Origin of the sequence: Paenibacillus sp. NPDC056933 (assembly GCF_042674385.1) — a bacterium.
Classification (GTDB): Bacteria; Bacillota; Bacilli; order Paenibacillales; family Paenibacillaceae; genus Paenibacillus.
In genome coordinates this window covers 556,891-574,948 of the sequence record NZ_JBHUQN010000003.1, presented here as the reverse complement: position 1 = coordinate 574,948, position 18,058 = coordinate 556,891, and the positions used below count along the sequence as shown (strand labels likewise).

The 18,058-nt window shown below is 47.8% G+C and carries 18 protein-coding genes; 3 read left to right on the top strand and 15 right to left on the bottom strand.

Annotated features, from left to right (window positions below):
• The first annotated feature begins 187 nt into the window (after positions 1 to 187).
• Positions 188 to 688 (top strand): hypothetical protein, encoded by a 501-nt coding sequence (locus tag ACFTRD_RS22770; protein ID WP_379384001.1) that lies wholly within the window; start codon positions 188 to 190, stop codon positions 686 to 688.
• Positions 689 to 1,218: 530 nt separating this feature from the next.
• Here the strand turns inward: ACFTRD_RS22770 and ACFTRD_RS22765 are convergent.
• Genes ACFTRD_RS22765 through ACFTRD_RS22750 form a run of 4 tightly spaced genes read right to left on the bottom strand, consistent with a single transcriptional unit; the run spans position 1,219 to position 5,005 of the window.
• Complete coding sequence (locus tag ACFTRD_RS22765; RefSeq protein WP_379383999.1) at positions 1,219 to 2,292, bottom strand: ABC transporter substrate-binding protein; 1,074 nt, start codon at positions 2,290 to 2,292, stop codon at positions 1,219 to 1,221.
• A complete protein-coding gene (locus ACFTRD_RS22760) occupies positions 2,289 to 3,098 on the bottom strand; it encodes an ABC transporter permease (RefSeq protein ID WP_024632840.1) in 810 nt (269 codons plus the stop codon). Before ACFTRD_RS22760 ends, ACFTRD_RS22765 begins: the two co-directional genes overlap by 4 nt.
• The gene (locus ACFTRD_RS22755) at positions 3,073 to 3,906 is read right to left on the bottom strand and encodes an ABC transporter permease (RefSeq protein WP_192271465.1); all 834 of its coding nucleotides are present in this window, start codon (positions 3,904 to 3,906) and stop codon (positions 3,073 to 3,075) included. Before ACFTRD_RS22755 ends, ACFTRD_RS22760 begins: the two co-directional genes overlap by 26 nt.
• A complete protein-coding gene (locus ACFTRD_RS22750) occupies positions 3,896 to 5,005 on the bottom strand; it encodes an ABC transporter ATP-binding protein (RefSeq protein ID WP_379383996.1) in 1,110 nt (369 codons plus the stop codon). Before ACFTRD_RS22750 ends, ACFTRD_RS22755 begins: the two co-directional genes overlap by 11 nt.
• Before the next feature lie 259 nt (positions 5,006 to 5,264).
• On the opposite strand from ACFTRD_RS22750, the gene ACFTRD_RS22745 reads away from it, so the two are divergent.
• Positions 5,265 to 6,542: an MFS transporter gene (locus ACFTRD_RS22745; protein WP_379383994.1), complete on the top strand. Its 1,278-nt coding sequence runs from the start codon at positions 5,265 to 5,267 to the stop codon at positions 6,540 to 6,542.
• A gap of 37 nt (positions 6,543 to 6,579) precedes the next feature.
• On the opposite strand, the gene ACFTRD_RS22740 is transcribed toward ACFTRD_RS22745, so the two are convergent.
• From ACFTRD_RS22740 to ACFTRD_RS22725, 4 genes are all read right to left on the bottom strand, one after another.
• A complete protein-coding gene (locus ACFTRD_RS22740) occupies positions 6,580 to 7,050 on the bottom strand; it encodes an NUDIX hydrolase (RefSeq protein ID WP_379383992.1) in 471 nt (156 codons plus the stop codon).
• 142 nt (positions 7,051 to 7,192) lie between these two features.
• On the bottom strand, positions 7,193 to 8,401 hold the full coding sequence (locus tag ACFTRD_RS22735; protein ID WP_379383990.1) for a nitric oxide synthase oxygenase: 1,209 nt from the start codon (positions 8,399 to 8,401) through the stop codon (positions 7,193 to 7,195).
• A 127-nt stretch (positions 8,402 to 8,528) separates the two neighbouring features.
• Positions 8,529 to 9,008 (bottom strand): Dps family protein, encoded by a 480-nt coding sequence (locus ACFTRD_RS22730; protein WP_379383988.1) that lies wholly within the window; start codon positions 9,006 to 9,008, stop codon positions 8,529 to 8,531.
• A gap of 360 nt (positions 9,009 to 9,368) precedes the next feature.
• On the bottom strand, positions 9,369 to 10,106 hold the full coding sequence (locus ACFTRD_RS22725) for an HAD family hydrolase (protein ID WP_379383986.1): 738 nt from the start codon (positions 10,104 to 10,106) through the stop codon (positions 9,369 to 9,371).
• 149 nt (positions 10,107 to 10,255) lie between these two features.
• On the opposite strand from ACFTRD_RS22725, the gene ACFTRD_RS22720 reads away from it, so the two are divergent.
• Positions 10,256 to 10,564, top strand: coding sequence for a hypothetical protein (locus ACFTRD_RS22720; protein ID WP_379383985.1), 309 nt, complete (start codon positions 10,256 to 10,258; stop codon positions 10,562 to 10,564).
• Positions 10,565 to 10,722: 158 nt separating this feature from the next.
• On the opposite strand, the gene ACFTRD_RS22715 is transcribed toward ACFTRD_RS22720, so the two are convergent.
• The 7 genes from ACFTRD_RS22715 to ACFTRD_RS22685 all read right to left on the bottom strand — a co-directional run bounded on the left by ACFTRD_RS22715 (position 10,723) and on the right by ACFTRD_RS22685 (position 18,056).
• Complete coding sequence (locus tag ACFTRD_RS22715) at positions 10,723 to 10,923, bottom strand: hypothetical protein (protein WP_379383983.1); 201 nt, start codon at positions 10,921 to 10,923, stop codon at positions 10,723 to 10,725.
• Positions 10,924 to 10,932: 9 nt separating this feature from the next.
• On the bottom strand, positions 10,933 to 11,673 hold the full coding sequence (locus ACFTRD_RS22710) for a hypothetical protein (RefSeq protein ID WP_379383981.1): 741 nt from the start codon (positions 11,671 to 11,673) through the stop codon (positions 10,933 to 10,935).
• Between the two features lie 513 nt (positions 11,674 to 12,186).
• Positions 12,187 to 13,953 carry an adenine deaminase C-terminal domain-containing protein gene (locus tag ACFTRD_RS22705; RefSeq protein WP_379383979.1) on the bottom strand — a complete coding sequence of 589 codons (1,767 nt, stop codon included), beginning with the start codon at positions 13,951 to 13,953 and terminating at the stop codon, positions 12,187 to 12,189.
• A 189-nt stretch (positions 13,954 to 14,142) separates the two neighbouring features.
• A complete protein-coding gene (locus tag ACFTRD_RS22700; protein WP_379383977.1) occupies positions 14,143 to 15,201 on the bottom strand; it encodes an ABC transporter ATP-binding protein in 1,059 nt (352 codons plus the stop codon).
• A gap of 18 nt (positions 15,202 to 15,219) precedes the next feature.
• Complete coding sequence (locus tag ACFTRD_RS22695; protein ID WP_192271485.1) at positions 15,220 to 16,011, bottom strand: ABC transporter permease; 792 nt, start codon at positions 16,009 to 16,011, stop codon at positions 15,220 to 15,222.
• 4 nt (positions 16,012 to 16,015) lie between these two features.
• Complete coding sequence (locus tag ACFTRD_RS22690; RefSeq protein WP_379383974.1) at positions 16,016 to 16,837, bottom strand: ABC transporter permease; 822 nt, start codon at positions 16,835 to 16,837, stop codon at positions 16,016 to 16,018.
• Positions 16,838 to 17,117: 280 nt separating this feature from the next.
• The gene (locus ACFTRD_RS22685; protein WP_379383972.1) at positions 17,118 to 18,056 is read right to left on the bottom strand and encodes a nucleoside hydrolase; all 939 of its coding nucleotides are present in this window, start codon (positions 18,054 to 18,056) and stop codon (positions 17,118 to 17,120) included.
• Positions 18,057 to 18,058: the final 2 nt, after the last annotated feature.

The following is an 18,058-nucleotide window of genomic DNA, read 5'->3' as shown; positions in this document are numbered from 1 at the left end:
TTCTGACTTCAATCCTGCTAAGGGGAATATTGATTGGATGTTTTACCTAGACTTTGGTCTAGGTTTAGTTTAACTCCAAAGACCGAGGATACCCTTTTGCGGTTCATGGTATGCTGTGAATAACGAAAGTAGTTGCTCTACATACAACCGTTCGGGAATTGATCTTGTATTGAAAAGGAGAGATATCATGGCTAAACGCACCATCCTTGCGCCTGTGCTTATTTTGCTCGGCGTGTATCTGATCTTGAACCAGGGAGGTTCACTGGGTCCAGGCACAATCTTTGCCAATTTTTGGCCCACCCTATTTGTCATTCCACTGGGGCTGTTCTTCCATTGGCTGTACTTCTCCATGATTGGCAGAGGTGTTGGATTGCTGGTTCCAGGGGGTATCCTGCTCACGGCAGGCGTTGTCAGCCAGATCGCCATGCTCTTTGATAACTGGAGCACGATGTGGCCCGGCTTCATTCTTGCGGTAGCGGTAGGCCTGTTTGAACTGTATTGGTTCGGCGGCCGTAACAAATGGCTGCTGATCCCAATCAACATACTGACGGTTATATCACTTTTGTTCTTCGCCGTCATGTCGATTGGCACGATGCTTAGCAGCCTGTCCTTCATCCAGCCGTTCGTGGCGATTGTGCTGATTATGGGCGGGGCATGGATCATTGTGGGACGCAAAAAGCGCATGTAGTTATTTTTTAATCGTTCCACTTGGTCACTGCGGTGACAGAACAACTTCGGATCGCTGTTATCCCCAGATTTTTTTGAATCCCATCTAGCATGGGAAAATCCGGTGATAAAGGCGATCGCTTCGCTTCCTTCGTTTGTTCTGTCCCCTCCGTTATTGTGTAAACAAAGATAAGACAACCACCTGAGCTATTTGCTCTGAGGTAGGGTAAAAATATAGGGGTGCTGCTCGTCATTCAATTGAAATGACGAGCAGCACCCCTATTTATTCCTTTTCCAAGTCTAACGAACTGTACACGCGCTATTGGTGATCATTTACTCCCATTGGAGTTTTAACGAATCAGAGAGATGCTATTCTTCGTAAGAAGCGGCTTATTTGCCGTTTGGTAACTGTTTTACGGAAAATAGCTTCGCTGAAGTTCGTTAACATTCGTAACCCACACAAATTAGCCCATTAAGGTGCGGAAGATTCGTTAGCGGGTTGGACGTTACATGGAACTCATGTTCATCCGATATATCTCACTTAAATATTACCTATTTGCTATGCATTTTAAATTCGAGGAACAAATCATTATAATGCGACAGCATTTTTTTGCCCAGATTATCGTACACCTCAAGCTTTCCTGTCAGCGTCTCATCTGGATAGAATCGTTCATCCTCCGAAATATCCTCTGGCAGCAGCTTCAATGCCTCGGCGTTTGGTGTGGAGTACCCGACATATTCGGCGTTACGGGCCGCATGATCCGGGTCCAACATGAAGTTGATAAACTGATGTGCGCCTTCAATATTACTCGCGGTCTTCGGAATGACCATGTTATCGAACCAAAGGTTGGAGCCTTCCTCGGGAACCACGTAATCCAGCTTGTCGTTCTCATCCATTATCTCCGACGCATCCCCGGACCATACAAGTCCAACCGCCGCTTCCTCATTGGCCAGCAGCATTTTGATCTCGTCTCCGACAATGGCTCTGACGTTAGGCGTCAAGGTGGACAATTTCTTCAGAGCTGCCTGCAGATGGTCCTCGTTCGTATCGTTCAGTGAATAACCGAGGCTGTTCAGCCCCATACCAATGACTTCTCGAGCACCATCGAGCAGCAGAATTTGGTTTTTCAAACGCGGGTCCCACAGGTCATTCCAGCTCTCAAACGTTAACCCATCGACCAGTTCAGGGTTGTACACAATGCCCACCGTTCCCCAGAAGTAAGGGATGGAGTACTTGTTGCCCTCATCAAAGGACAGGTCCATGAACCGTGGGTCGATGTTGCTTAGATTAGGCAGTTTTCTATGATCGAGTGGAACGAGCAGGTTCTCTGCTTTCATTTTGCTAATCGCATATTCGGATGGAATCGCCACATCAAACGTCGTTCCACCCTGCTCAATTTTGGTCAGCATCGCTTCATTCGAGTCAAATGTTTGATAGATGACCTTAATGCCTGTCTCTTCTTCAAATTCAGCCAGTAGATCGGGATCGATATAATCGCCCCAGTTATAGATGGTCAGCGTGTTGCCACCGGAATACCCCTGACTTTTGTTCAGATAGGAAGCCAGAATCATCAGGGCAAAGGCAGCCACAAATACAATGACAAATGTCCGTACCAGTTGCTTCATGGACGCAGCCCCTTCCCTCCGGGTGGTATCCGTGTTGCACGGCGATTAATGAAGTAGTAGCCAACCACCAGCAGCACTGTGAGCAGGAACAGCAGCGTGGACAGCGCATTGATGGACAATGACACGCCCTGCCTTGCTCTGGAATAAATCTCTACAGAGAGCGTAGAGTACCCGTTCCCTGTAACGAAGAACGTTACCGCAAAGTCATCCAGCGAGTAGGTCAGGGCCATGAAGAACCCGGCAAAAATCCCCGGTTTAACATAGGGTAGCACTACACGAGTCAGGATCTGCCATGATCCGGCACCCAGGTCGCGCGCCGCATCCATCAATGTCGGGCTCATCTCCTGAAGCTTTGGCAGTACCATAATCACGACAATCGGCACGCTAAACGCAATATGAGACAACAATACGGAAGTAAATCCAAGCTTGATACCAATCATGGTGAACAGAATCAGAAAGGAGGCACCAATGATGACATCCGGACTAACGATCAGCACATTATTGAGTGACAGCAACGTATTCTTGGTCCGTTTGCGCCGCACATGGTAGATCGCCAGTGCCCCTGCCACACCGAGCATCGTCGAAATCGCCGAGGACAGGAGCGCAATAATAAACGTATTAAGTACAATGATCAGCAGCCGGGTATCGGCAAATACTTCCCTGTACCATTCCAATGTAAATCCTTCGAAGCCGCGCATGTGCCCGCCACTGTTGAAGGAATAAAAGATCAGATACGCGATCGGTGCGTACAGTATGGCGAATACAACGGCCAGATAGACGTTAGACAGCTTTCCGTTTCTTCCCATTACGCACCTCCTTCTTGCCTGATCCAGTCAGGAACATAATGATCGCCATCGCAATAATCAAAAAGACGGCAATCGTCGAACCCATTCCCCAGTCCTGGGTGACGAGAAAATGCTGCTCAATCGCTGTTCCCAGCGTAATTACCCGGTTCCCCGCAATAAGGCGGGTTATCATGAACAACGATAACGCCGGAATAAATACGGCCTGACAGCCGGATTTCACTCCGCTGATTGTCAGCGGAAAGATGACCCGGCGGAACGTCAGCCAGGACGAAGCCCCGAGATCCCGTGCCGCATAGATCAGCGATGGGTTCATCTCTTCCAGTGCGTTGAAGATGGGCAGGATCATGAACGGAATGAAGATGTACACCGAGACAAAGATAAAGCTGAAATCGGTGAACAGAATCTGCTTTGTGCCAATGCCCACCACTTCAAGCAGGGAATTGGTCAGGCCATACGTGCCGAACAGGCCGATAAAGGCGTACGCTTTTAACAACAGATTGATCCAGCTTGGCAAAATAATAAGCAGAAGCCATAGCTGCTTATGCTTCGTACGGGTCAGTAAATATGCCGTCGGATACGAGACCAACAGCGAGAACACTGTAATCAGAAATGCATACCAAAACGAACTCAGGGTCATCTGCATGTACACAGGTGTAAAGAAGCGGGCATAGTTGCCCAGCGTGAAGTTGCCCTCCACATCGAAGAACGAGTAATACACCACCAATAGAACCGGAGCAACTACAAACAACACCATCCATAACACATATGGAATCAGATACGCATTGCGTGTACTCGCCTTAGTCTGCATGAACGGCCTCTTGGTAGGCTTCCAGCCGTTTGTCGAACTCTTCTTCCGTCTCGTTAAAGCGCATGACGTGGATGGCTTCCGGATCAAAATACAGTCCAATACGAGCGCCTACCACGGCTTTCTTCGTGGAATGCACCAACCACTCATTACCCGCGTCATCGTAGGTCGATATCTCGTAGTGCACCCCACGGAACAGCTGGGAGTCCACGTTGACCTGCATCTTGCCCTGTTCCTCGGTTGTAATCTCCATATCCTCTGGACGAATCACAATCTCCACAGGCTCGTCCCGCTGCAAACCCTGATCGACACACTCGTATTCTGCGCCAGCGAATTCCACCACAAAGTCCTGCTTCATTTTGCCGGATACAATGTTCGATTCACCGATAAAGTCCGCCACAAACCGGTTAATCGGCTCATCATAGATATCATTGGGCGTGCCACTCTGTTGAATGACGCCACCATTTAGGACAAAGATCTCATCCGACATCGCCAAGGCTTCCTCCTGGTCATGCGTGACAAAAATAAACGTAATGCCCAGTCGCTGCTGTAACTCGCGCAACTCGTATTGCATCTCGGTCCGCAGCTTCAGATCGAGTGCCGAGAGCGGCTCATCCAGAAGCAAAATCTCGGGTTCATTCACAATCGCACGCGCAATCGCGACACGCTGCCGTTGTCCGCCGGACATCTCGCCAATTTCACGGTTCTCATAACCGGACAGATTGACGAACTTGAGTGCTTCCAACACTTTGCTGCGAATCTCAGCCGTTTTCATCTTTTTGATCCGCAAACCAAAAGCCACGTTCTCAAAGACATTCAAATGAGGAAATAATGCGTAATCCTGAAATACGGTATTCACCTGCCGGTGGTGGGCAGGCACACGGTTAATCAGTGCACCGTTAAAATAAATACTGCCCTGTGTCGGCTCCGCAAAGCCGGCAATCAGGCGCAATATTGTTGTTTTCCCGCAGCCTGACGGGCCGAGTAGCGTATAAAATTTACCCCGCTCAATCTCAAAGCTGACTTCCTTCAATACGGCTTCATCCTGATCGTATTGCTGGGTCACCCGGTCGAACCGGATAATCGGTTGTTGTTCTGACATGCTTCATTTCGCCCCCTTTAAACTTGAGGTATACCTTGAGCCTGTACACTTCTTTTGATGCATGCTTCATTACAAATCCCATCTATTATATATGATTCAGCTATATCCGCAATGCTTTTGGTGTAAACGCTCTGTGTTATTTCTTCTTATTTACACAAATGCAGCATACATTACGGGTATATGTCGATATCTACGCATCCTTGTAGAGCGATTGAAGGAAGATTCGGAGTTCAGTTTCTGTGCGAAAGGAGTCTTGTTGGTGGATATTCGCCGTAACCTGCCTTTACTGATGATCATTTGTTTTCTGAGTCAGATGGGCGGTTTCATGATCCTCCCCCTCTTTCCTTTGTTTATTGAGGAATTCGGCCTGTCCGGTTGGATGATGGGGGTTATTTTTGCACTCTTTTATGTGGGAAAGGTAATTGGTGGGGTGCCTGCTGCGGCGCTCTATCGGAAAATCGGGGGCAAACGGGCACTTATTGCCATGCTGCTGCTTCTTGCTGTCTGTATGGGCGGTTTCGCTGTATCTTCTGTGCCGCTTCTATTCGGCCTGCTGCGGCTGCTGCAAGGGATCGCTTCGACCGGACTAACGGTCGTCGTGCGCTCCATTATCGGGGACGGGGGCAATGTCGATAACCGCGGCCTGTACAATGGTTATATCAGCAGCAGTGAGGGCGGAGGTATGGTACTGGGTCCGGTCATTAGCGGCTGGCTTGCGCTGCACTGGCCGTTGTCGGTACCCTTTTTGCTTGTTACGCTGTGCTGTTTGATGGCTGTGGGTGCGGCAATGGGGATAAAGTCCGCAACAAAAGCAGGTCTTGCATCCGAAAGTGAGGTGAGCAGTCAGGCCTCAGACGTGATTTCAACTGCTGTAAAACAAACGAAAACGAATATGAATATGAATTACACCCTTTCTCCAGTAAACGATACACCAAGCCCAACCATTTCAGAACCACCCACCGGACTTACCCGGCGGCAACAACTGATCGGCTACGGCACGGTTCATTTCCTGGAGATGAGCGCCTATGCCGTGTTTCTGACTTATTTTGCGCTGTATGCGACTCATATCATGCACTGGGACCCGTTTGCGACCAGCCTTGCCTTTACCGTAGCCGGAATCTCTACACTTGCGGCTGCCCCTATAGCAGGTTACTTGTCTGATCGGATGGGGGATCGCCTGCTGCTCTGCATGTTCGGCATGCTGATGATTGGCATCGAGGTGGTCGTTTTCCTGAGTACATCTTCTTATGTGTGGGTGTACGTGGGTATGCTGATCGGCGGGGTTGGTGGTGCGTGTTACATGGATTCGTTCTTTGCTCATATTGGGGATCATATCCCGGACCAGGGCAGAAGTTCCGTCATAGGTAAAATCGTCTCTGCCGCCGAGATCGGCTCGATTGTATCTCCTTTGGTTGCTGCCCTGCTTGTAGAGCGTGGATCGCTGTATACCGTGTTTGTGTTCAATCTGCTTCTGATTGCTGCTGCCATTGCCGTTCAGGCTGTGATGCGCAGCCGTTACAGATCGAAACGGGTGTAGACGCACAAGACTGCCCACATCAGTGGGCAGCCTCCATTCATTTATTTACTCCTAATAAAGTTGCTATATGTAGTGCATTTTCTTCGATTTTACTTTTCAAATAAGGGTCTGTGTTCTCAGGCAATTCCGTCGGCTTGTAAAACTTCGCTTCAAGAACTTCCACCCCGTCGGGCTTCAACTCGCCTTCGAACTCCGTACAAATATAACCAATGACCACATTATAATATTCATGCCCATTCCTTAATTTCGTATATAACTCTTTCCCCGAAAAGACGCCGTATAGCACAAGTTTCTTGATCTGTATTCCAATCTCTTCTTTGACCTCTCTCCTCGCCGACTCTTCCACCGATTCGCCCAACTCCATAAAACCACCCGGTACTCCCCAGGTATTGTCGACATGTCGAACCAACAAAATTTCACCTGATTTATTCAATATCAAAATACTCGGTCTCACCAGAATAACGGGTGCATTGCCAACCATTTCTCGAAGCGATTCAATGTAACCCATGGGGTAGGCCTCCTATATTAAGTCTCGATCCTTATTATAGAAGTGCAATTCATTTCCATATAGAGAAAGAATCTTCAGCTTTATTTCCTATTTTAGAGCTTGCGCTTGATGGAAACACAGCAAAAAATAACCCGCTTGCACATTAATGCGCAAACGGGCATTTCATCGGTGAATCTTCGTCCTGTAGCTGGCGATTCACTTGCTCTGTATTCTGTTTTATACTGTTCTCCATTGTTGCTCCAGATAATCCTCCATCCAGGGTAAAAGCCTGATCCTGACGAAAAAAGTTGGGCTTCACAATATCATTGCGATAGGAACTGTGGAAAATATGCGTCGTTGCCGGCGACACCGGCGGAATCAGCCAAACCCAATCACCTGTCAGCTCGCGCCCGGCCTTCTCTTCCCGCTGTTCAAACAAGGCAAATTGAGCCGCCGCCGTGTGGTGATCCACAATGCTGACGCCAGCCTTCTTGAACGAATGCAGCACAGCTACATTCAGCTCTACCAAAGCTCGGTCCTTCCAAAGTGTCGTTTCACTCGACGTATTCAGGCCAAGGGCTGCCGCCACCGCTGGTAGTTTATTATACCGAAACGTATCCGCCAGATTGCGTGCACCAATCTCAGTCCCCATATACCAGCCATTGAATGGTGCTGCTGGGTAGGATATGCCGCCAATCTCCAGCCGCATATCGGCAATCATCGGCACACCGTACCAGCGCATGTCCAGTTCAGCAATCTCGGGATGCTCCGGATGTTCGATCCTCACTTCCACGATGTCTTCCTCGGGCACAGAATACCACTCCGGAGCTTGTCCCTTCACCTGAATAATGAGTGGAAGCACATCATATGGCGTGCCCTCTCCTTGCCATCCAAGCGACATTGCCACCTTCGTCAACTCAACAGATGCAGGATCACCCATAATGCCTTCCGTCGTCTCATATCCGGCATAACGGATGAGTTGGTGATTCCAAATCCGCACGGGTGCTCCGTTCGGTCCATCAGGTGGAAGGATCGTAATCATTGGAATAATCTTGCCTCTGTTGGAGGCCGCTATTATGTGGTGCAGCACAGCATCCGCTGCTGATTCAGCGGTATCCGCGTGACGCGCATCAACGATTCGCAGTTTATCCCAGAATAGCCGCCCGATACAGCGGTTGCTGTTCCGCCATGCCATTTTACAGCCATGTTCCAGTTCATCCGCAGTGTGCACATATGTGCCTGTATGCTCAATTTCGTCCAAAACAGCAACAAGCCGGGCCTGCGCGTCTTCACGCGTATGGCCCAGCTCTTCATAACATCTATATATAAACCGTTCAGCTTCATCCCGCAGTTCATCCAGGTCTGTCCGCATTATTCACTCCACCAATCTATACATCTTGAATGCCATCATTATACGGCAAGCACACCGGATTTGTAAGCGAACGGGCACTTTGTTCACGGACTCTACATATCGTTGTCAGGATGCAGGGTAACTTAGCTTATTTACCCAAAAATGCGTTTAACATCCAGACCTCTTTATCCAATCCAGCAGTGAAACCGATCAGCATGTCTTCTGTCGCATTGTCATCAGCTTCACCCGCAACATGAATACCTTCATTGATGACTTCCACCATGGCTTGCAAATCAGCAACTACCGTTTCAACCATACGTTCAGCAGATAATTGACCCTGTGCTTCCTTAACAGGTGACAATTGCAGTTGTTCAGCCATCGTTGCGACCGGGCGTCCACCAATTGCCAATAAACGCTCTGCGGCTTCATCCATATTCGCTGTAGCCAAGTTATACAACTCTTCGAATTTGGCATGCAGTGTGAAGAAATGAGGACCTTTCACATACCAGTGGAAGTGGTGCAATTTGGTGTACAGTACAGACCAACCTGCGATCTGGCGGTTCAGGACCTCTTGAAGTTCAGTGGCATGGTTTGTAAAAGTATTGTTTGTAGTTTGGATTGTGCTCATGGAATTTATCCCCTCTCGAATTACACATTGAATTTTTAAATTGTTATTCGTTTGTAAGCTGCATACGTTTGGTTTAAGCTTAATTTCGCTTATTTAATTTAGACTTAATCTAAATCTTGTTTTAATTATAACACTGCCCATCTCCGTTGTGAAGGCTTTAGCCTACTCTTTCAAATGAAGATTACATGAAGTCCTCCTTCATCTTTGGTCAATGTTGAAAGAGCGATTCATTACGTGTAGACATAGTATCTATACCTCGAATTACACTGATATACAATGACGATTCTCACATCGTATACAACAACAAAAACAGCCCTGACCCTCAATGAGGGATCAGGACCGCGCCAACGCATAGCAAGCTTATTGTTGAACCAACTCTGATGTGAGGATGCAGCTTACCTCTTCATAACTACACGCAACATGATGAGGCTGATGTTCTGATTCTGGTAGAGCCCCGCGATGGTTGAACCAGATCACTTTCCATCCGGCATCGACGGCACCAACAACATCATTGCGCCAGGAATCGCCGATATAATAGCTGGAACTGAAATCCGTTCCTGTCTGTCTGTTTACGTGCTCAAACAATTGGCGATCCGGCTTGGCGTAACCTAAGGTACCCGAAATGAAAATCCGTTCCTCGGGAATCAGGCTGAATACATCCAGCGCTTCAAGCTTCCGCTGCTGATGTTTTCCTTCTCCGTTGGTAATTAACCCTACCGTATGCCCTTCTGCAAGAAGTCTTCGAATAAGTTCATACGCTCCCTCAAAGGGCTGGATCTGAAACTGTCTACTCAAATACTGTGCTTGCAGTGATTCAGCCTGGCCCGGTTGTAAGGGTTGTCCAAATTCCGCCATGGTCAGCTCAAATCTGCGATGACGCATCCTTTCTACCGCTCCCGGTTCGGGTACAGCAGACAAATCTTCTTGGGCAGACAGCCAGTCGCTATAATAACGGAAGCGATGGTATGCCTCCCCATACGGGAAATCATCTGGTAGACCAAGAACTTGCTGTAATGCGCCACGCAGCGGCTGCAAGTGGTCATACAAGGTATCGTCTACATCGAAAAAGATGGCTTTAGTAGCATTTGTTATTTCCATAATCGTTGCTTATCCTCCTGCCGTTGCTCTAAACATTCTCTCTACTTAATATATATGTTTCCATTTGCCCCGTCCAAGAAATGAATTACTTGTAGGATCTCTTCCGTTAGTTTTTAATCCTATACTACAACGGACTTGCAGAACGGTTTATGCCCATTATAGAACTCTATTGGCAAGAGGATGCGGCAGATGTAGAACTATATTGGACTGTTATGGAAAACCAAGGTATTGAAAGCCACTGTGCGGATCTGATGCTCTTTAATCAGTTATGGTGTAAAGCCAGGGAGCTGGAAGAAAATGAATCGGCAAATCTTAAAAAAATAAAAATTGATCAGGTTTACAAGATGATCAGGGGCATTAGTAAGATATTTGAGGTTAGAGCCGGACACAGCTCAATAGAAACAAACTCTATATATTTTAAAACAGAGGATTCTATTTTCTGGCATGGGTGCTTGTAGGGGAGAATGCATGTTGGAGGAGATATCTTTCATTATTTTCTGAAGATAAGCAGAAAAAAAAGCATCTCCTGAAGAAGAATGCTTTTTTTCTTGAGTAGAAACATTGTTAGGATTGCTACTGGGAATCATTCGTCCTAAATTGAGGAAGTATAAATATATTACTCTCTTGTTTCATCATCTAATCGCCGTCGAAATACCAAAGCCGAGACAGCAAATATAATAAAAGATAATGTTGAAGCAGCAGTAACCATCTTCAACACACTTCCTATTGGGGGGTTAAACAACAGAGCAATTGAGATGATTAAAACGGCACCAGTTAAACCCATTCCCAAAATCGAGAACGCTAAAATCTTGTTCATCGAATCACCTCACAGGTAATTGAAACAAGCTACTGCTCCAGCGATACCACCAGCACCAAGAACTGCATATGCACCAATACATGCAGCACATATCGGAGCAGTCACGGGTGTCGGTACTGCACACGAACCACCGCACGCAACCGCAATAATATAAGCCGCCGTACCACCAATGCCAAGCACTGCTCCAAGACAACCTGCCACTGCGCCTACGCTCTGCGGTTGAATTCCAGAGTTAACTGGCTCTTCTGCAAGTATTTCTTCATCTGTGATATAAGGTCTGTCAGTGTCCACGGATTTAACAACTGATCCATTCAAATACGTCTCAACTCGGAAGTTTCCTGCCTCATTCTTGGTCACCAACAGTTCATTTGTCTGCAATACGGTATTATCCTCATCGAAGAATACTGTTACGTTACTAGGAAGGCTATAATCCCCATGCAAAGGAACTGTAACAACCGTAACTCCACCGCCAACCGTGTACACACTCGATTTTTCCAAATCAAAAGCAGACACAGGGGCGATATTCTCAATTTCACCTGCTTCTACTCCATGTAGCGTTGCATCGATCAATTCCTTGGCTTCATTACCTATAACTACAGCAAAATCTTGGCTGTTATCCGCTTGTGCTGTAACACTCAAATTTGGAGATAAACTTAAACAGAAAATAGACAAAATCATTAATACTGGCAAAAAAACCTTTTTCGCCTTTAACATAATAAAAAAACCTCCTATTTTATAATATTTCGTCATAACATTTCCTCTTCAAGATTGATACCATCTGTATGCAATTGCTTAGATACCAGTTCGATAGCATCTGCATGTCAATGAGGGCTTTTTCTTCTCGTTGTCCGGTGTACCTGGGAGTTTATTATAGAACTGAATGCTACTAGGCCTGAATTTGAATTTCTTTTCCTGCCCTGAGTTGCTCTCCTGACAAGTTGCCCATTAAGCTGAAGCTTAGAGCAAACGTACCCCAATTAACCAAGTCTTATTAAATTTTAATAACATTCACGCTCCTTATAACCAGTGTTGAGGATTTCCCTCACATATATAGACACCCAAAAAGGAAAATAGTTACTTTTTTTATCCATTATTTTGTAAAATAGTATAAAAAGTTAGAATAACTACCTATATGGACGACACACCGTAGAAACAAATTCCACATACTAAGTAAGAAAATCCGTCTCTAAAGGTATACATAAAAAAAACACCCCGTCTCACAACATGATGGTTGTGAAATGGGGTGTCGCCATTTTTTTATAATTAACACGATTCCACGATTAACGGTACAACCTTGCCTGCATTCACATCAATTAGGCCGTGATCGGTAATTTTTAGAGCCGGACTTACCGCAAGGGAATGGGTACTGATGGACATGATCGGGTTATAGTGCACATAACCAAGAGACAACATCGCTGCACGCAGCTCTTTCACTTGGTGTGACACTACCGCCAGCGGCTCTTCCGTCAAAATGCCACCCACTGGAAGTTCGAGATGAGACAATACTTTGCCATCTTCCACCACACAGAACCCGCCATGGCTCGAAATCACCGTGTTAGCTGCCAGGATCATATCTTCACGATTGCGTCCTACGACCAATAGGTTGTGGTTATCATGTGAATATGTTGTCGCAATGGCACCTCGCTTGATCGTGTCTCCACCAATCAAACCGTGTGCCCGATTGCCGTTCACACCATAACGTTCAAAGGTCGCAATCTGTCCATACTCGCTCTCTTCCCAGAGCAGTTCACCATTCGCAGCCTGGACCTGTGCAATATGCTCTTCCACAAAGGTTGAACCATCCTTCACCATCATAACCCGGCAGTTGTTTAAACCATTTTCAGATAACTGTGCATCCGAGTCTGATCCTTCACGTTGCCCATTCACCTTCGGATCAGACAAACGGATTGCAAAATCCTCGGCTCCCAGCAGATCCAATTGCACGCTCTTGTAAAAGTGAGGTGGGAACTGTCCACTAATCCGGTCCTGCTTGTACGGTTCGTAGTCGTCATAAGCTTTACGGCCATTTTTGTATACCTGCTCTACTGCAAGTGTATCTAAGTTGGACAGCAGCACATAGTCCGCCACTTTGCCCGGGGCAATGCTACCGCGATCAGTCATTTTCATCCGGGATGCTGGGGTTGAGGTTGCAGCGTAAATCGCATCTTCGGGGCGCATACCCATCCGAATGGCCTTACGTACGATATGATCCAAATGCCCCCGTTCCACCAGCGAATCCGGCATAACATCGTCCGTTACGAAGCAGAAATGCTGAGCGACATCATGCTGAATCAGATATTCCATGACTTCTGGCGTCATCGATTTTTCCTGAATTTCAATGAACATGCCTGCCGCAATTCGCGCCTGCAATCCCTCAATGCTCTGATGGGTATGATCAGAATCGATGCCCGCATAGATCAGTCGGTGCAGATCCATTCCAAGTAATTTCGGGGTATGACCTTCGATCACAAGATCTGGATAGTTTTTGCGAATATGCTGAAGAATCTGGTTAGTCTTGCATTCCGGATCACGGATGACATCCACATAGTTCATGATCTCACCCAGACAGATAATCTCTCCAGTAGCCAAAAGAACATCCATGTCTTCGATTTCGATGGAACCACCCGTTGTTTCCATTGGCGTCGCCGGAACGGAGCTTGGGATAGCGTAGAACATGTCCACCGTTGTCTCGCGACTGGCCGACATCATCTCCTGCACACCTTCCAGCCCAAACACATTCGCCATCTCATGCGGTTCCGCTACAATGGACGTTACCCCGCAGCGGATCAGGCCATGGGAAAAGGTTGCTGGTGTCACCATTGTACTCTCAATGTGCAGATGAATATCAATAAGGCCCGGGATCATGTAACGTCCGCGTGCATCAATCACTTCATCCGCTTCAATCATCTCCGGCCCGCCTGAACCAACATACATAAATCTGCCGTCCAGTACAGCCACGTTGTTCGTTTCGAAACGTTTATAATAACTGTTATACACATGTACATTCACAATTAGTTGATCTGCACGCATGGGGCATAATCTCCTTCTTCATGGGCATTTTCCAGAACCAGAGCAGCCGTTTACCATTAGCCATATGGAATGGAGACAGCCATTTTGGATATGCCGCACCAATATCACGTATTCCCATTCCATACACTGTAACGGAACACCTGGATTCAACTGATAAAATGCCTCTTTTGCTGCTTCTGCTTCCTGCTGCTATTCCACAAGGACAAGCTTGTCCTGCGGGAAAATCAGATTAACCCGCTGTCCGCTGAGATAAGGCGTCTCCATCTCCTGATTGGCTGTGAAGTCGCCAAGTTCTGTCTCAATGACGTACTGATAGCTGCGTCCAAGGTATGTGCTTACTTTGATAATACCTGGCAAAGCGTTCAACACTTCTGCAGAGGTATCTCCACTAACGATCAGATCATCCGGGCGAATCGCACCTTTGCGTGCACCGGGACGTGCCGTTCCAGGATGAGCCGTTGCGGTGAACAAACGACCTCCCGCTTTCAGCGTGATCACTTCTCCTGCATCACTGCGCTCTGCGAATTCAATAAAATTATGGAACCCGATAAACCGGGCTACAAATTCCGTCGCCGGGTATTTGAAAATGGTTTCCGGGCGGTCGAGCTGCTCGACCACGCCTTTGTTCATAATCGCAACCTGGTCTGAGATCGAGAAGCACTCTTCCTGATCATGAGAGACGTAGAGCGTTGTAATACCCAGCTCCTGCTGAATCCGGCGAATCTCGACCCGCATGTTCAGCCGCAGGTTGGCATCCAGGTTACTGAGCGGTTCATCGAACAACAGCAAATCCGGTTCAATGACCAGTGCACGGGCAATCGCCACACGCTGACGCTGTCCACCGGACAGTTCCTGCGGGAATCGTTTCTCGAAGCCGTTCAGGTTCACCACTTCAAGAATACGCATTACCCGTGACGCGATATCCTTGTCTTTCACCTTGCGCATCCGCAAGCCGAAGGCCACGTTGTCATAGACAGACAGATGCGGGAACAACGCATAACTCTGAAATACAAATCCGAAGTTCCGCTTATTCGCCGGAACCTTCGTGTAGTCCCTGCCGCCGAACATAAACTTGCCCTGAGATGCTTCCAGAAACCCGGCGATGAGGCGCAGCGTAGTTGTTTTGCCGCAACCGCTCGGTCCGAGCAGGGAGAGCAGCTTGCCTTTTTCCAGCTCCAACTGAAAATCTTTCAGGATTGTCTGCTTATCGTATGCCACGGATACGTGGTCTAATGTCAGCAATGCCATAGCGTTCTGCGCCTCCAATTAACGTTTAGTAAAATATGAGAATCCGCCCATGATCCGTTCGATCACGAACATTAAAAGTCCAGTTAATACCATCAAGAGCACGGAAATGGCTGCAATGGTTGGGTCAAAATAATTTTCCACATAGGTCAGCATCTGAATTGGCAATGTGCTTACCCCCGGTCCGGTCATAAACACGGAAATGTCCACGTTGTTGAAGGACTCCAGAAAGGCTATCAGGACCGCTGCGATAATTCCTGAACGAATGTTTGGCAGCACAATCTGGAAGAATGTTCTTACCCGTCCCGCGCCAAGACTCAGGGCTGCTTCTTCCACCGCAAAGTCAAAGCTCGACAGACTCGATGCGATGACGCGAATAATAAATGGAAGCATAATAATCGTGTGACCAATCAGCAGACCCAGATACATCGGCAGATGGTAGATAACGATCAGGTATTTCATTAATGTAAAACCAAGCACGATTCCCGGAATGAGTACCGGAGACAGGAACAATGCATTCAGCACGGACTTGCCTTTGAAATCGTAACGACTAAGTGCATACGCAGCCGGAACCCCGAGTAACAGCGCCAGCAAGTTCCCCAGCAGGGAAATAATAATGGATGTCTGGAATGTGCGGAGGAAACCGCCTGTGTTGAAAATATTCTCGTACCAGCGGAGGGAGAAACCCTCCGGCGGAAATTTGAGTACCGTCCCCGGTTCAAACGAAGTCACCGAGATGATCAGAAGCGGGCCCAGCAGAAAGATAAAGACCAGCAGACTGAACAGGCCCAGCCCGATATGTTTCTCCCGCATATGTCTACCCCTTCGGATTTAAAGTTTTGGCCATTTTGTTCATGACACCGACCACGACAAATGTAATCACAATCATAATCGCGGCAACGACCGAGGCCAGATACCAGTCGTTCAGGGTCATCGCGTTCTGATAGAGGAACGTCGCAATGACGCGCTGTTTGCCTCCCAAAAGCGCAGGCGTCGTATAAGCCGTCAGGCTTCCGACAAACACAAGTACAGCTCCGATCACAAGCCCTGGCACGGCCAGCGGGAAAACCACCCGGCGGAATGCCGTGAAGCGTGATGCACCCAGACTCTGTGCTGCCTTGAGCAGATCACCATCGATGTTCTCAAGCACACCGACCAGAGAGATGATCATGAGTGGCAGAAACAGATGGGTCAAACCTATCATCATGGCTGCCGGCGTATACAGAATATCCAGCGGCTTGTCCACGATACCGAGTCCAACGAGGGCATTGTTGATCAGCCCTTTGCGTCCGAGAATAATCATCCAGCTAAACGAGCGCACGACAGGGCTCGTTAGCAGCGGGAAGATTGCCAGCGCCAGCAGAATGCCTTTGCGGCGCGGCGCTTTCCGTGAAATATAATAAGCTGTCGGGAATCCGAGCACCACGCAGACGATGGTGGTGACCACGCTGACCTGCAGCGTCGTAAGCAATATTTTCAAAAAGTAAGGGTCTCTGAAAAAATGCATGTATCCTTCAAACGTGAAGGAGTTTTCCTGAAAAAAAGTCGATCCGATCGTCAGGACAATCGGAATGATCATAAATGCCGCCAAAAACACAAACCCCGGCAGCAATAGCCAGTAGATTACTGATTTCTTCATCGCGGTACTCCTGACTTGTAAAATGGTTTTATTCACACGTTTCACTGGCGCACATTTCAAAATAAACGCCATGTTCATCGCACCAGCCGTTCCGGTTACGAATCGTTCTTACGATCACTGTTATCCTTGGATTTTCTTGATCTTTTCTTATATAGAAGGAAAAATCCAAGGATAAAGGCGAACGCTTCGCTTCTTCAGAATCGATTTCGTCCCCTCCACTAGCAGCGAAATACGTAAGGATTGATTTTTAAATTTAACCCCAATGCCGTGAAGATCATAACTACGCATTTAACGCGTTGATAAAAAGTTCAAGGAACGCTTCGGCATCTACCGTTTCACAGACGAGTGTGTTGGACTGCTGGCCCAACCGGTTTTGAAAGTCACATACCATCTGGCCATCGCACAATCGGCTGGCGGTTTCAACATCCACGTAATATGACTTGCGTCCAACGAGTTCCGGGGCTAGTGCGACGCCAACTGCCAGTGGATCATGCAGGGCACAGGCGCGTATCCCATTCATTTCTTCATACCGCTTGATGTAAATCTCCGTGCTCTGTGCCACATAATCACGTAATACCGGATCAGTTAACCGTTCAATGGCTTCTTCATTCAGCAGCGTTTGACGGGTTACATCCAGACCTACTTGCGTGAGCTTCTCAAAGCCTGCATGCAGTACAATACGTGCGGCTTCAGGGTCAGCATACGTGTTGTATTCGGCTGTCGGTGTAATGTTGCCATGTCCGCGTACGACGCCACCCATGAAGATGACTTCCTTCAATAATGTAGGTAGCTCAGGACATTTCATTAACGCCAGCGCCAGATTGGTTAATGGCGCGGTCATAATCAGTGTCAGCTCGCCTGCATACAACTTCGCTTGTTCAACGATAAAGTCTGGGGCGAAGCCTTCATCCGCCCGCTTGGACACCGCCGGATCAGGCAGCGCACCACCCAATCCGTCTTGTCCATGTACCCGGTGTTCATAGTGAGACTTGCGCGTGAGTGGGCCAGCCGCTCCGGCAATGACTGGAATGGAGGTCGCTCCGGCCAGTTCTAGAATTTTACATGTGTTATCCGTCGCCTGCTGGAGTGATACGTTCCCACAGACCGTGGTAATGCCGAGAATGTCCAGCTTCCGACTCTTGACAGCCAGCAGAATCGCCAGCGCGTCATCAATACCGGTATCCACATCCAGAATGATGTGATTCCCCGTTTCACTCATAC

Excerpts from the sequence above, each read along its gene's own strand:
- ACFTRD_RS22770 (WP_379384001.1), top strand. The coding sequence starts at position 188 with ATGGCTAAACGCACCATCCTTGCGCCTGTGCTTATTTTGCTCGGCGTG.
- ACFTRD_RS22765 (WP_379383999.1), bottom strand. The coding sequence starts at position 2,292 with ATGAAGCAACTGGTACGGACATTTGTCATTGTATTTGTGGCTGCCTTT.
- ACFTRD_RS22760 (WP_024632840.1), bottom strand. The coding sequence starts at position 3,098 with ATGGGAAGAAACGGAAAGCTGTCTAACGTCTATCTGGCCGTTGTATTC.
- ACFTRD_RS22755 (WP_192271465.1), bottom strand. The coding sequence starts at position 3,906 with ATGCAGACTAAGGCGAGTACACGCAATGCGTATCTGATTCCATATGTG.
- ACFTRD_RS22750 (WP_379383996.1), bottom strand. The coding sequence starts at position 5,005 with ATGTCAGAACAACAACCGATTATCCGGTTCGACCGGGTGACCCAGCAA.
- ACFTRD_RS22740 (WP_379383992.1), bottom strand. The coding sequence starts at position 7,050 with ATGGGTTACATTGAATCGCTTCGAGAAATGGTTGGCAATGCACCCGTT.
- ACFTRD_RS22735 (WP_379383990.1), bottom strand. The coding sequence starts at position 8,401 with ATGCGGACAGACCTGGATGAACTGCGGGATGAAGCTGAACGGTTTATA.
- ACFTRD_RS22730 (WP_379383988.1), bottom strand. The coding sequence starts at position 9,008 with ATGAGCACAATCCAAACTACAAACAATACTTTTACAAACCATGCCACT.
- ACFTRD_RS22725 (WP_379383986.1), bottom strand. The coding sequence starts at position 10,106 with ATGGAAATAACAAATGCTACTAAAGCCATCTTTTTCGATGTAGACGAT.
- ACFTRD_RS22720 (WP_379383985.1), top strand. The coding sequence starts at position 10,256 with ATGCCCATTATAGAACTCTATTGGCAAGAGGATGCGGCAGATGTAGAA.
- ACFTRD_RS22715 (WP_379383983.1), bottom strand. The coding sequence starts at position 10,923 with ATGAACAAGATTTTAGCGTTCTCGATTTTGGGAATGGGTTTAACTGGT.
- ACFTRD_RS22710 (WP_379383981.1), bottom strand. The coding sequence starts at position 11,673 with ATGACGAAATATTATAAAATAGGAGGTTTTTTTATTATGTTAAAGGCG.
- ACFTRD_RS22705 (WP_379383979.1), bottom strand. The coding sequence starts at position 13,953 with ATGCGTGCAGATCAACTAATTGTGAATGTACATGTGTATAACAGTTAT.
- ACFTRD_RS22700 (WP_379383977.1), bottom strand. The coding sequence starts at position 15,201 with ATGGCATTGCTGACATTAGACCACGTATCCGTGGCATACGATAAGCAG.
- ACFTRD_RS22695 (WP_192271485.1), bottom strand. The coding sequence starts at position 16,011 with ATGCGGGAGAAACATATCGGGCTGGGCCTGTTCAGTCTGCTGGTCTTT.
- ACFTRD_RS22690 (WP_379383974.1), bottom strand. The coding sequence starts at position 16,837 with ATGAAGAAATCAGTAATCTACTGGCTATTGCTGCCGGGGTTTGTGTTT.
- ACFTRD_RS22685 (WP_379383972.1), bottom strand. The coding sequence starts at position 18,056 with ATGAGTGAAACGGGGAATCACATCATTCTGGATGTGGATACCGGTATT.